The organism is Paenibacillus sp. FSL W8-0426 (assembly GCF_037969725.1).
GTDB classification, from domain to species: Bacteria; Bacillota; Bacilli; order Paenibacillales; family Paenibacillaceae; genus Paenibacillus; species Paenibacillus hubeiensis.
Map to the genome: position 1 here is coordinate 1,592,508 of NZ_CP150203.1, position 12,834 is coordinate 1,605,341.

13 protein-coding genes are annotated in these 12,834 nt (G+C 44.8%); 11 read left to right on the top strand and 2 right to left on the bottom strand.

Annotated elements, in window-relative coordinates:
- Position 1: 1 nt before the first annotated feature.
- Entirely contained in the window at positions 2–658 is a 657-nt protein-coding gene (locus MKY59_RS07185) for a hypothetical protein (RefSeq protein ID WP_339276786.1), read from the bottom strand.
- 76 nt (positions 659–734) lie between these two features.
- Between MKY59_RS07185 and MKY59_RS07190 the strand changes: the two genes are divergently transcribed.
- Entirely contained in the window at positions 735–1,595 is an 861-nt protein-coding gene (locus MKY59_RS07190; RefSeq protein WP_339276788.1) for an AraC family transcriptional regulator, read from the top strand.
- 143 nt (positions 1,596–1,738) lie between these two features.
- Here MKY59_RS07190 and MKY59_RS07195 read toward each other — a convergent pair whose 3' ends face one another.
- Entirely contained in the window at positions 1,739–2,608 is an 870-nt protein-coding gene (locus MKY59_RS07195; protein ID WP_339276790.1) for a helix-turn-helix domain-containing protein, read from the bottom strand.
- A 158-nt stretch (positions 2,609–2,766) separates the two neighbouring features.
- Between MKY59_RS07195 and MKY59_RS07200 the strand changes: the two genes are divergently transcribed.
- The 10 genes from MKY59_RS07200 (at position 2,767) to MKY59_RS07245 (ending at position 12,806) form a co-directional block, all read left to right on the top strand.
- Positions 2,767–4,740 carry a beta-galactosidase trimerization domain-containing protein gene (locus tag MKY59_RS07200; protein WP_339276791.1) on the top strand — a complete coding sequence of 658 codons (1,974 nt, stop codon included), beginning with the start codon at positions 2,767–2,769 and terminating at the stop codon, positions 4,738–4,740.
- 26 nt (positions 4,741–4,766) lie between these two features.
- Positions 4,767–5,909, top strand: a complete 1,143-nt coding sequence (locus MKY59_RS07205) for a serine hydrolase domain-containing protein (protein ID WP_339276792.1) — start codon at positions 4,767–4,769, stop codon at positions 5,907–5,909.
- 11 nt (positions 5,910–5,920) lie between these two features.
- Positions 5,921–6,721, top strand: a complete 801-nt coding sequence (locus MKY59_RS07210; RefSeq protein WP_339276793.1) for a polysaccharide deacetylase family protein — start codon at positions 5,921–5,923, stop codon at positions 6,719–6,721.
- 67 nt (positions 6,722–6,788) lie between these two features.
- Positions 6,789–8,000: a glycoside hydrolase family 88 protein gene (locus MKY59_RS07215; RefSeq protein WP_339276794.1), complete on the top strand. Its 1,212-nt coding sequence runs from the start codon at positions 6,789–6,791 to the stop codon at positions 7,998–8,000.
- A gap of 431 nt (positions 8,001–8,431) precedes the next feature.
- On the top strand, positions 8,432–8,788 hold the full coding sequence (locus tag MKY59_RS07220) for a contact-dependent growth inhibition system immunity protein (protein WP_339276795.1): 357 nt from the start codon (positions 8,432–8,434) through the stop codon (positions 8,786–8,788).
- A 294-nt stretch (positions 8,789–9,082) separates the two neighbouring features.
- Positions 9,083–9,682, top strand: a complete 600-nt coding sequence (locus tag MKY59_RS07225; protein WP_339276797.1) for a hypothetical protein — start codon at positions 9,083–9,085, stop codon at positions 9,680–9,682.
- A gap of 130 nt (positions 9,683–9,812) precedes the next feature.
- On the top strand, positions 9,813–10,286 hold the full coding sequence (locus MKY59_RS07230; protein ID WP_339276799.1) for a DinB family protein: 474 nt from the start codon (positions 9,813–9,815) through the stop codon (positions 10,284–10,286).
- 49 nt (positions 10,287–10,335) lie between these two features.
- Positions 10,336–10,671 carry a hypothetical protein gene (locus MKY59_RS07235; RefSeq protein ID WP_339276801.1) on the top strand — a complete coding sequence of 112 codons (336 nt, stop codon included), beginning with the start codon at positions 10,336–10,338 and terminating at the stop codon, positions 10,669–10,671.
- 306 nt (positions 10,672–10,977) lie between these two features.
- Entirely contained in the window at positions 10,978–12,024 is a 1,047-nt protein-coding gene (locus MKY59_RS07240; RefSeq protein ID WP_339276803.1) for a DUF4303 domain-containing protein, read from the top strand.
- Positions 12,025–12,173: 149 nt separating this feature from the next.
- Positions 12,174–12,806: a Type 1 glutamine amidotransferase-like domain-containing protein gene (locus MKY59_RS07245; protein WP_339276804.1), complete on the top strand. Its 633-nt coding sequence runs from the start codon at positions 12,174–12,176 to the stop codon at positions 12,804–12,806.
- Positions 12,807–12,834 lie beyond the last annotated feature (28 nt).

Below are 12,834 nucleotides of genomic sequence, written 5' to 3' on the forward strand. Positions count from 1 at the left end.
GTTATGCCCGGATAACGAGCGGAATTTCCAGCCAGATCCGGGAGCTCCCATCGGACGAATCCCAGGGTATAAAGTGGGGCTCCATCGTTCCCGCCCAGTCGGATGGCGTATGGGATGTGGAGAGCTTGCCTGAATAGGACGGCTTCTCGATGGTTGCCGGATCTTCCGAGTAGAAGAACATCAGATTTTCATGCAGGGCAATCATCCCGTACTTATCGCCATCCCCCGGCTTCTCCTCCTGGTATTGGTAATGGTAAAAGACATAACTGGCGACTTGATCCGGCTTGAGATGGGCGATTCTGGCATAAGGCCGGGCTGGAGCGTTTTGTCTTAACCACTGCTTCTCGCTGACCGGCTTGTGATAGTGGAAAATATCGATCATCGGTACCCACCTTCTAGCACTGCTCGTTCCGGGCCAGGTTTCCAAAGCGTCTTCGCAGTGAGCGAAGAGTTCGTGAGGATCAACCGACTGAGCCGGGCTTTCATAATAAAGAAACAGCTGTGTTCCGAAATGGAACAGACTAAGTTGACGGGCGCCGAGTTCCTGCGTCTGGGTTTGAAGTACGGGTAAAGCTTCGCGAAACAATTGCATCAGGTCCATATTCTCGCGGCACTGCGCACGGAAATGATAGCGGTACATGAGCCACCTCAGTTTCATGTCGTTTATCCCCATGTTACTGTAAATGGCTTCATAATTCCTTGACGATAATGACCTTCTTTAGCATAATAGCGACATGAATAGAAAAAGCCATTATCTGGACCTGGGGCTTGAACCGGATTTTATTTTTCGCATCGAGAAATGCCCTCTAACTCATGATTTTGATGTCCACCAGCATGACTATTCCGAGCTCGTTGTCATTCTTGGAGGTACCGCAACTCACATTATCGAAGGAAGGGAGTATCCGATCTCTGCCGGGCAGGTGTTCTTCATCCATGGCAATGTGTCCCACGGCTATAAAGACGTGGATCATATCGAGTACGTCAACGTCATGTTTCATCCTGACCAGATGACTCAGCTGCAGGAGCTGAAGCTGATGGCTGGCTTCCAGGCATTATTTTATTTCGAGCCGTTCTACCGGAAGGAAATGAACTTCAAAGGAATGCTTACCCTGAATGATGAACAGCTGCGGCAGGTCACCGGTCTGCTTGATGTCATTCTGAGTGAGCATGATCAGCGGCCAGAAGGTTACCGAATGCTGATCCGCTCCTATTTTACGGCACTCATGGGTGTGCTCTCCCGTTATTATGTGGCGAACAACGGGTGGCCTCAGAACAAAGCGCTGCGAATCGCCGAGTCCATTACGTACTTGGAGGAACACTTTCAGGAGCCTCTCAATCTGGATATGCTCGCGGAAAAGGCTTATTTGTCTAAAAGGCAGTTTCTTCGCGAATTCGCAAGGAACTTCCAAACGACGCCCATGGACTATGTGATCCGGCGGAGGCTGGACTATTCCTGTACGCTGCTGCGTAATCCTAACCTGTCTATTTTGCAAGTGGCTCAGGAGAGCGGCTTCCGGGATCAGAATTATTACGCCCGCCAGTTCAAGAAGATTTACCTGTGTACGCCTACGGAATATCGGGAGAAATACGTCTAAACGTTTTGATAAGAAGACAACATGGACTCATAGGAAAACAATAGGAACGGAACTCATAACAAAACAAAACAAAACAAAACAAAACAAAACAATATGAACTCATAAGAAAACAGCAGGAACCATTCACGTTCCTGCTGTTTTTGTCATGTGCGGCCCAAGCGGGTGCTTCGATATTGACCGGGTGTCATTCCCAGCTTTTTTCGGAATAAGCGAATAAAATAATTGGCATTCTCGATCCCGATCAGCACACCGATCTCGGATACGGGAAGGCTCGTATTTTCCAAGAGAGATTTAGCTTTATTCATCTGCAGCTCGTGCAGGTATTGAAGCGGACTCAGTCCTGTGTATTTCTTCAGGCAGCGGGAGAGATAGTCCACATGGAAATGGAGCGTTTCTTCCATATGCTTCGCATCAAAGGGACGGGTAATATGCTCTTCGAGATAGTTTATCGTTTGATCGCACAGTATTCTCGAACGTGGAGCATACTGCAGGCGCATAGCTGACTGCAGTTCGGTCAACAAGCCAGCGAGCTGACCCTGCAGCGGCAAGGACGTTGCGGGCGACAAGCTTAAGTGAAGCTCCATCATTCGTTGCAGGAAGGGAAGAATGCTTGGTGTGTGGAGGCTTGTGAATTTGGGAATGTACATGACCTGCCGGTGCGGAGTGACATCCAGGTTGGAGCCTTTCGTGAAGGGAGTCGACCATGGAATTTGTCCGCTGTCCATCGTTCGGACAGGCTCAGGGTGGGCCAAGTGGAGCCAATATATTTCAGTTTCTTCCTCGCAAGGGCGATGCCCGACATGCAGACGGTTCGGCTCAAGCACAAGCAAGGAACCTGCTGTGATTTCGAATGGCATATCATCTTCGGTCATGTACAAGGTACCTTTCATCACAAACAGCATGTCATACAAGTTAAACGAACGACTCAGGTGCTGCTGCCCCGGGTTCCAGATGGAGTGACCGATCGTTACTAATTGCGGAAGTGGGGGGATGGTTAGCTCAAGACAATTCATAAGGCCAGCCCTTTCCATTACTTCTTGGTGCACCTATTGTATCATGGACTGAACTGCGAATGGTCGAAATTGTGCTATAAAAAGTCGTCTTTACACCTATTCGTTCAATGCTGGAAGGCCTATATTAGGGATATATGAACGAGAAAGGAAGCGAAATCATGCGATTCCGTCAAGTCCATCTGGATTTTCACACCTCGGAAGCCATTGTCCCCATTGGGGACCGCTTTGACAAAAGGCAGTTTCAGGACATGTTGAAGCTTGGGCATGTCGACTCGATTACGGTGTTCTCCAAGTGCCATCATGGCTGGGCGTATCATCCTTCGGAGGCTAATGAGATTCATCCGGGGTTAAGCTTCGATTTGCTTGCGGCACAGATTGAGGCAGCCCATGAAATCAACGTAAAAACACCAGTGTACCTTTCGGCCGGTTTGGATGAAAAGCTAGCCCGGCGTCACCCCGAGTGGCTGATCCGCGACATGAATGATCGAACGAATTGGGCCGAAGGCTTCATGCAGCCAGGCTATCATCAATTTTGCATGAACTCTCCTTATCTCGATATCCTGATCGAACAGATTAGGGAAGTGTTGCTCCGATATGATGCAGACGGATTGTTTCTCGATATTGTGGGTATACGCAAATGTTACTGTCATAACTGTGTGGATACCATACGGCGTAAAGGGAATGACCCTCGCAACGAGGAAGCGATGAAGAGGCTATGGGAGAGCACATATGCCAATTACACAGCCAGGGTGAAGGAAACGGTGGAATCGATCAAACCAGGTCTGCCCATTTTTCATAACGGCGGACACATCAAACGAGGTCGTCGCGACTTGGCTGCAATGAATACCCATTTGGAACTGGAGTCGCTGCCTACCGGCGGATGGGGGTATGACCATTTCCCTCTTTCGGCCAGGTACGTACAGACTCTCGGATTCGAATTTCTTGGCATGACCGGGAAATTTCATACGGCGTGGGGAGAATTCGGCGGATATAAACATCCAAACGCACTTCGCTATGAAACCGCTCTCAGTCTTGCGAATGGTGCAAAGTGTTCGATTGGGGATCAGCTTCAGCCTGATGGCCGCATGGATCCGGCAACCTATGAATTGATCGGTACGGCCTACCGTGAAGTCGAAAGAAAGGAAGCTTGGTGCGTGAATGCCGTGAACGTTGCGGATGTAGCGTTGTTGTCCTTGGAAGCAACGGGCGTGCACCCTAAAGCCCAAGAAGATGCAAGTCGGAACGATTCGGATGCAGGGGCTGTACGCATGCTGCTGGAGGGCAATATCCTATTTGATGTGATTGATACGGAACAAGATTTTGCGAATTATCAGGTGCTGATTTTACCGGATTATGTGGCGGTGAATGACGAGCTGAAGGATAAGCTGGATTTGTTTTTACAGCAGGGAGGTAAGGTCCTCGCCACAGGCTGGTCAGGTCTGAACCAAGATGGTACGTCCTTCGCCATTGATTTCGGAGTGAGATATGTGGGAGTGAATCCATACCGTCCGGACTTTTTTCATCCGTTGTTCAAGCCTGCGAGCCTGGGGGAAGCTTCCTTTGTCATGTATACGGAAGGCCAGAAGCTCGAACTTGCCGGCGGAACGGAGCTTGGAAGCAGGAAAGATCCGTATTTCAACCGCGATGTCTTTACCTTCTGTTCGCACCAGCACACGCCAAGCAGCGATGTTTATGGCGGACCGGGCATGGTAGAGAGCGGCAGCGGCATCTATCTGGCCTGGAACGTGTTCGAGGATTATGCGAACCAAGGAAGTCTGATCCTGAAGGAGACGATCCTGTATGCGCTGAACCGCCTCATGCCTAATAAAACGCTGAACACCGATCTACCTGCCCAGGGGGTGACCACCCTGCAGAATCAAAAGCAAGAGAAAAGGCTGGTTCATCATCTGCTGTATGCGTCCCCTGTTCGCCGTGGCAAACAGATCGAAGTGATTGAGGATATCATCCCCCTATATGATGTTGAGGTGTCCATCCGGACTCCCCATCAAGTGAAGGATGTGTATTTGGCACCGCAAGTGCAGTCCATTCCCTTTAAGTGGGAGAAGGGTTCGGTTAGCTACACCGTTCCGAAGCTGGAATGCCATCAGATGGTGGTTATCGATTACGAGTGATATTGAGACAGGAAGGAAGCAAAGCGATGGACTTCAAACCGCTATCCATATTTATCGACCGCTTGACGGATTGGCGTATTCCATGGGCGGAGGTTTTGGTTTTGCACCGCAATCAAGAGGTCTTCCGCTACCGCAGCGGTTATGCTGACTTGGAACAACGTATTCCCATCCACGACAGGCACATCATTCGGCTGTATTCACTGACCAAAATTCTGACCTGTACGGCAGCCCTTCAGCTGGTAGAAAAGGGAGCACTCCTGTTAAATGACCCGTTGTCGGATTATCTTCCCGAATATACCGAGATGGCGGTGAAGGTGACCTTGCCGAGTGGTGAAATGGTATTGGAGAAAGCCCAGAGAGCGATCCGGGTACGGGATCTCTTTACCATGTCGGCCGGGCTCTCTTATGATATCCGTTCCCCTTCAATCCTGGAAGTCGTAAGACGCACAAGCGGAAGAGCACCAACCCGCGAAGTAGCGGCGGCCATCGCCGAAGAACCGCTGTTGTTCGAACCGGGGTCGAGGTGGAGCTACAGTTTAAGCCATGATGTTCTTGCCGCTGTGGTCGAAGTTGTCGATGGAAGACGGTTCGGCGCCTATGTTCGGGATGAAATTACCGGCCCACTCGGGATGTGTGATACCGGCTTCGATGTATCGGAAGAGAAACGGAGCCGTTTGGCTCCACAGTATGAATATAACGAGTCTTTGGGTAAACCTATTCCCATGGAAGGGAACGATTATCGGATCGGTATGGAATATGAGAGCGGCGGTGCCGGGTTGTTCTCCACGGTGGATGACTACGCCGTCTTTCTGAATGCACTTACCCATCAAGGAACAAGCCCCAAAGGCGTTCGAATCCTCGCAGCCGACACGGTGAATCTCATGAGAACAGATCATCTGACGGAGGCCACCCGCAGTCATTTCTCGTGGTCACAGCTTGCCGGGTATGGTTACGGGCTCGGTGTTCGCACCCATTGTTCCAAGCAGACCAGCGGGTCGCTCAGTCCACTTGGTGAATTCGGCTGGAGCGGCGCAGCCGGTGCTCTGGCGATCATGGACCCGTCTTCTCAGCTGACCGTCATGTATGCGCAGCATATGTTGAACAATCAAGAGCCCTATGTGCATCCACGTTTGAGAAATCTCGTATACGCTTGCTTGAACCATCGTTAGGAGGAATTGGCATGAGAATTCGATATGATCGCTTTCCGGGTGGCGTGCATAAGGCCATCACTCTGAGTTTTGATGATGGTCAGATTCATGACAGGAGACTGGTCGAGAAGTTTAATGAATATGGTCTCAAAGGCACGTTTCACCTAAACAGCGGTACGCTCGGAAAAGAGGGATTTCTTACACGGGACGAGATACGTCCCCTGTTCACAGGGCATGAAGTATCTGCACATACCGTCAGCCATCCTTTTCTCGAACAGTCGCCGGTCGAACAAATGGTTCAGGAAATCACGGAGGATCGAAAGGGACTGGAGGCTCTGGTTGGTTATCCTGTGCGTGGGATGAGCTATCCTTTTGGTACATATAACGACCAGCTTGTCTCGCTGCTGCCTTCGCTAGGGATAGAGTATGCCCGGACAGCAGCAAACGAGTTCGGGTTCAATATGCCTTCAGATTTCCTGAGATGGCATCCGACCTGCCATTATCGGCAAATGGTGGAGTACGCGCAGCAGTTACTTGCTTTAAAGCAGAGGCATACCAAGATGGCTTTGCTGTATGTGTGGGGGCACAGCTATGAATTTGAGAACGACAACAACTGGGAGCTGATCGATCGGTTTGGAGAACTCGTTGCCGGAAACGAAAATATTTGGTTTGCTACGAATGCTGAAATCGTTTCGTATATGCATGCATTGCGGCAGCTCCGATTCTCGGCAGATTACCGGATCGTCCATAATCCATCTGCACAAAGTGTATGGGTAAGCGTGGAAACTGACGTCGTAGAGCTTGCGGCAGGCGAATTGACCGAGCTCGGTTGATGATCCCTTGTTTGCTGTCATTCTCTGGATCATTTCTCCTAATAGATGAAGAGAGGACTGAAGTGCGATGTCTACCGAGGGAATGCAAACAACGGACTCGGAAGAGAAAAAACTTTATATACAAGCCATTGAGGACACTCTATCGAAAACGCTAAACAATATGGATAAGTTTGGGAACCGTTTTCCCCATGTTAGTCTGAATGGAACTTATATTTTGAATGATAACGATGACTGGACAGATGGCTTCTGGCCGGGGATATTGTGGTTGTGCTATGAATATTCACACGATGAACGCTACCGGAAGGCAGCAGAAGGGGCAGTGGCTCGTTTTCGTCAGCGACTTGAGCAGCATGTTTCCCTGGATCACCATGATATCGGATTTTTATACAGCTTATCGGCCAAAGCCCAGTGGATTGTAACTGGCGATGAGCGTGCTCGGGAGCTGGCTCTTGCTGCAGCTGATGTATTAATGAAACGATGGCGGACTACGAGTGACGGCAGCGGTTATATTCAAGCTTGGGGGGCCCCAGATAACGAGCAAGAAGCGGGGAGGATTATTATTGATTGCCTGCTTAATCTGCCGTTATTGTATTGGGCAAGTGAACAGACGGGTGATTCAACGTACGCTGAAATAGCACAGATCCAGGCAGAGAAAACACGGCGTTATATCGTTAGAGGGGATGATAGTTCGTATCATACGTTTTTCTTCGATGCGAAGTCGGGTGTTCCCATCGGCGGTGCGACACATCAAGGCTACAGCAACGGTTCGACGTGGACGCGGGGCCAAGCCTGGGGAGTATATGGGTTCGCGCTATCCTATCGTTATACTGGAAATAAGGCGTTTCTGGAGACTTCCAAGCGTATGGCCCGTTACTTCCTTGAACATTTACCCGAGGACAGCGTTGCTTATTGGGACTTCAACGCTCCTGTAGCTGCGGATACTTACCGGGACAGTTCAGCCTCAGCGATCGTTGCTGCGGGACTGGCGGAGCTCATCTCCCATTTGGCTGTTGGTGATCCAGATCGTCTATATTTCGAGCAGATGCTGGCAACAAGCATGGAATCGCTGATCAACAACTATGCCACGATCGGTGACGATGAAGCGGAAGGCTTTCTTAAACATGGGTCTTATCATATTCATGGCGGCTTATCCCCTGATGATCATATGATCTGGGGCGATTATTTCTATCTGGAATCGTTAATGCGTCTTGCGCATGGTATTCCTGGTTATTGGTATGAGCGTAAGGGGAATAACACTGGAATAACGAACATGATGTAAGGCGTTGGGGATATGGATAAGAGACTTGGAAAAAACAACGTACTGATACATTGGGATGATGACCCTCGTTCAAACTTGGTTCTATGATAGGGCCGTGGGAGAGGGCATTGTCCCGTACTCTTTTATAGAGATCATAATGCCTAAGGAGTGGTAGAATTGGTTACAGCAGATATTGTCAGTCCAATCTTGTCCTATTTCTGCACAGATCAAAGAATCATTCGATCAGGCCATGGAATCATATAATAACAACATCCCTTCAGAAATCGAAAACCAATCAGCGATAATTACTGTCATACTAAATGAAAGATTTAAGAGATACATATTACTAAAAATGTATTAGTCAACTCAACGATCGTGATGAAATTGGGGCGTCGTGTATACTGAGACGTTATGTGACATACTGGAAACCAATTATTTAAGCGGGTGAAACCATGCAGCAAGTGGATTTAACCAAAACTCTTGAAGAGTTAGAAGGTGAAAAGTGGAACGAACCGAATTTTGCTTCTCGGTTGGTTCTCCAAGGATATGAATTAAGAAAGAAACCTCTCTGTGAATGGAATAATGAAGATTTAAGGCTTTCGATCGGGCAACAAATGAGTCTGGATTTTCTTTTACCTTTAGCCTTAGAGAAATTAATGGAGAACCCATTGAGTTCAGGGGATCTGTATATGGGAGATTTATTTTGTTCGGTACTTAAGGTAGGACAAAGATATTGGGAAGAACATAGAGAACTGAAGAACGAATTAGATGAAGTGATCCGAACATATGAAGAGGCGAGAAAGACATGAGTGAGAAAAATTTATATTATATAAAAACATCTACACGTTAACGGAGAGGCAGAGCCAATCTGAAGAAGCGAAGCGGTTCGCCAAAAAGCTTTCTGAAAGAAAGCTGCATCGGAAGCATAGGTTTATCACCGGATTTTCCGCTTAGAAGAGGGGATACCCTAAATGCGAAAAACACAGTATCTATTTAAATTGCCATGGATGTATACTTTGCAATAATGGAAGCTGAATTAAGGCTGCGGCTCCTGCAGACATTATTGACATTTTTATAAAGAACCCAAGTAGGTGGAATCAAAGATGCCTTATATGAAACCTGTAATTCGAGAACCTTATTATGATAAACCTGTATGGATTGAGAATGAAGTGGCTCGGAAGGAGTTTGCTTTCTTATCCTCGAATAGCAGTGAAAGTGAAGTTGAATTGTTTTTATTGCATTTATTTGGATACAACAGTATAGATGCATCGATGTCTTTTGAAGAATCTTTCAAAGAGCTTTTGGAGAAAGATGAAGTTGCTATTTTAGGCGGGGTTACATTTATACAGGATGAAGAAACGTTTATTATGCCTAGCTGTTGTTGCGGACTTGAAGAACTACAACCAATAATTAATTCAATTCAAGCAAAACAAAGTCCATGGTTAGGGCATGATCCGTCACCTGGAATTATATATTATGAAGATTATGTCTTAGTGTGGTCAGATGATCCAGCAACACAGAAGGAAGAATTATTTTGTATCAGGTTTACCTATAAAGAGCTGTTAGATGGTCTTGAGAAATGCAAAAATGACTTGCTGGAATTTATAAACGAACCTTTATATCAATGGATCATGGCAAGAGATGAAGAAATAGCGGATCGAATGAAGCAAAAAATGCTTCAATGGTTTTTGAAAGACGAATAGTAATGAACGGACTCAGGCAACCACCTCTGCAAGGCTGTTTAGTCTCTGACCCAGTCACTGCACTCCTTAAGGCTTTCGGGTTCGTGAATACGGGGAACGTTATAGATAAATCGAAAAGTGAGGTACAAGGATGAGTTATAAATCTATTCTTATAGACCAATTAAACGCCTGTTATAACGATAAAAGTTGGTTCATCCCGCTCCATGACATTTTAAAAGATTTAAATGCTGCACAAGCTGCATGGGAAAATGAAAGTAAACAATCCATTTGGTCGATCGTAAATCATCTTATTTTTTGGAATGAGAAGTGGCTTGAGAGGTATAACGTCGGACAATTTGAATTAGATAGTTCAATAAACAATGATGATACTTTTTACGTGAATCCACATACGATAAATGATTTTGAGTGGAAAAAGACCTTAGAGCGACTTGAAACAGTCTTTAATGGTTGGAATAAAGCCCTTGAGGAAAGTGATGATCTCAAACTTATCAAAGAGATTCCTTCCTATTTCAATGCTCCTTGGTGGGGCGTGGTATCCAATTTAAGTATTCATAATGCGTATCACATTGGTCAGATCATGATGCTCAAGAAACAGATGCATTGATTATTGAGAAAATCAAGAATAACTTACTGGAATGGGAGGAATAGATCGTATGTATCAGAACGTTTACGAGTTAACTATGACATTCAAGAACCCTCAGTATAGATCCAAGCTTAGTGACTCAGTTGTTCAAAAGCAGATTCAGGCCGTAGTTACTCGATTGAATTCTTATTACAAGAATGCAACGAAGCGACAGGTTAGCCTTAAGAAACACTTGGAGATTGCATTTGTAAACGGTGAAATAGCGATCACTCTTAAAACCGAAAATCCACTGCCTAATCCTGAACGAAAGGGACAGTGTATGCGGCAGTTCTCAAGGTTTTTGCTTGAGGATGGATTTGGTCAATTTCTTACTGCTTATGACCCAAAGAAATTATTATCATCATAAATAATGGCTAGACGATATGCGTGGGAAGTGATGCAGCGATATGAAAGTGAATTTTAAAGAAACCAAACTTTCACGCACTGGAAATTGTAGGGGGTACGAGGGTAGAAAGTTCATTCATATATGCGAAGTTTGCGGAAAATGAGAGATATGGACGCCTCGTGAAGGAATTGAAAAAGAATGGGGCTATGCTCCTTGTATGTATCATTTAAAGCAGTGAGCCAGCGAGCATTTTGGTCAGTGAATAAGTATTGATCTATTACCACAAGTGGTTTTGGACCCTCTGAAAAAAAAGGAGAAAAGAACAGCATGAAGAACCCTGAGTTCAGTCTATGGAAAAGTACATTATTGAATCATTTTAGAAATGATCTGGAGAAATTTGCAACAACAACTGAAAATAAAGAAGTGTATGCGGTGATATTGGACTGCCAAGCTACATATGGAAGTGTTAATATGAAGTGGAATACCGTAGATTCGTTTAAAATATATGCGGAAAAACACTGCAGCTCATATCCTCCAGACAGATTACTCGGCTCTAGGGGAGTAGAATATAATGTTGGGGATTTTTCATACGAAGATTCGAAACAACCAGAAGAAATAAATAAATTTGAACAATGGTATGAAACAATACTTTCGGAATGTTTTGATCGAGAAGATGAAGAATCATGGAATGAATTAACTCAGAAGTTTATCCATACGTTAGTTGAAATAATCCATGAACTTGCCCCGACCTTTTCCAAACTAAATACGACTGGTGATTTTATAGCGTTTATTGTAGAACATGACTCTGATTACTACGAATACATAAAAAAGACGGTAACTATTGAAGACTATTATAAAGCGTTTCCCGAAGTTAAAGAATATGATCAATATCTAAGCCATATTTATTCTTTAACTAAAGAAGAACAAGTTACCCATTGGTGTAATTTATTATACGAATTTGTAATTGAAGCCGACACAGATGGAACAAGGGCTTTTAAACAAATGAACCGCAATGAGTATGATGCTGAGGATGAAATAAAAAAATTAGGATTGATCGCATCAAGCAAAGTAGTCACACTCTTTGAGGTGTTTTCCGGATATATTCCATCAGTCGATGGCGTAATTATTCAAAGCGAGAGTTATACTCGATGGATGTTTCTAAGTATTCTAATAGATATTAAACATGCTGACGAGGAGACCATCAATCGATTAAAGCAAATTCTTATACGAAAATATGAAATCGATAATGAGGTACAAGAATGTATTAATATTGCAAGAACTCTTCATGCTCTTGATTCATTACGTTTTCCAGAAGAAGTGTATGATGAAAATAGACTTAGGTTATTAAACTTTGAAGAATACAAGAACAAGTAATATATCTAAGGGGTTTGTCACTTCCGATAACTTTATATCCATGCATCAACCCAAAATCGGTGAACGTCGTGAATACAGGAATGTTAAGCGAAATATCATTAAGATTATTAAGAATATAAGATTTCAATCAGAAAAGAAGGGGAAGATACATGGCTAAATTGATTTTGTTAAGTGACCTGAAAGAAAATGATAGATTGTTGAATAAATTAGAAGACATCTTTGGAGGGATAAAACCTTCTATTGCTTATATACCTTCGTGTTCTGATCCGGACAGAACATATTTCAAAGCGACAACGGAGTTTTATAACAAGATTGGAATTGAAGATATCGAATATAAGGATCTCGATGAAGAGTATGACGAGATAGTTATTTCCACTATTTTTGAGCACAATGCGATTCATTTATCTGGAGGGAATACATTTTATTTTTTGCACTTGTTACGTAAACGGGGCTTTATAGATTCGTTGCGCACATATGTCAGCAATGGTGGAATTTTAATTGGGGTTAGTGCCGGAAGTTTATTAATGACGAAAACAATCGAATTAGCCGGCTATGGCGAAGATGGAGACTTAAATGGAGTTGGGTTAAAAGATATGAAAGCATTAGGTTTAGTAGAATTTGAATTTTTACCTCACTGGGATGGCTCAGAAAAAACAGAACAATCAATAAGTCGTTATGCAAAGGCAAAAGATATAACAGTTTATTTATGTAGGGATGGAGATGCAGTAGTAGTAAATAACACAAAAATTGAATTCATTGGGGATATAAGAGTAATTAACTAGAAGACTTCGTACAGCATATTCGACGGTG

Excerpts from the sequence above, each read along its gene's own strand:
- MKY59_RS07185 (WP_339276786.1), bottom strand. The coding sequence starts at position 658 with ATGAAACTGAGGTGGCTCATGTACCGCTATCATTTCCGTGCGCAGTGC.
- MKY59_RS07190 (WP_339276788.1), top strand. The coding sequence starts at position 735 with ATGAATAGAAAAAGCCATTATCTGGACCTGGGGCTTGAACCGGATTTT.
- MKY59_RS07195 (WP_339276790.1), bottom strand. The coding sequence starts at position 2,608 with ATGAATTGTCTTGAGCTAACCATCCCCCCACTTCCGCAATTAGTAACG.
- MKY59_RS07200 (WP_339276791.1), top strand. The coding sequence starts at position 2,767 with ATGCGATTCCGTCAAGTCCATCTGGATTTTCACACCTCGGAAGCCATT.
- MKY59_RS07205 (WP_339276792.1), top strand. The coding sequence starts at position 4,767 with ATGGACTTCAAACCGCTATCCATATTTATCGACCGCTTGACGGATTGG.
- MKY59_RS07210 (WP_339276793.1), top strand. The coding sequence starts at position 5,921 with ATGAGAATTCGATATGATCGCTTTCCGGGTGGCGTGCATAAGGCCATC.
- MKY59_RS07215 (WP_339276794.1), top strand. The coding sequence starts at position 6,789 with ATGTCTACCGAGGGAATGCAAACAACGGACTCGGAAGAGAAAAAACTT.
- MKY59_RS07220 (WP_339276795.1), top strand. The coding sequence starts at position 8,432 with ATGCAGCAAGTGGATTTAACCAAAACTCTTGAAGAGTTAGAAGGTGAA.
- MKY59_RS07225 (WP_339276797.1), top strand. The coding sequence starts at position 9,083 with ATGCCTTATATGAAACCTGTAATTCGAGAACCTTATTATGATAAACCT.
- MKY59_RS07230 (WP_339276799.1), top strand. The coding sequence starts at position 9,813 with ATGAGTTATAAATCTATTCTTATAGACCAATTAAACGCCTGTTATAAC.
- MKY59_RS07235 (WP_339276801.1), top strand. The coding sequence starts at position 10,336 with ATGTATCAGAACGTTTACGAGTTAACTATGACATTCAAGAACCCTCAG.
- MKY59_RS07240 (WP_339276803.1), top strand. The coding sequence starts at position 10,978 with ATGAAGAACCCTGAGTTCAGTCTATGGAAAAGTACATTATTGAATCAT.
- MKY59_RS07245 (WP_339276804.1), top strand. The coding sequence starts at position 12,174 with ATGGCTAAATTGATTTTGTTAAGTGACCTGAAAGAAAATGATAGATTG.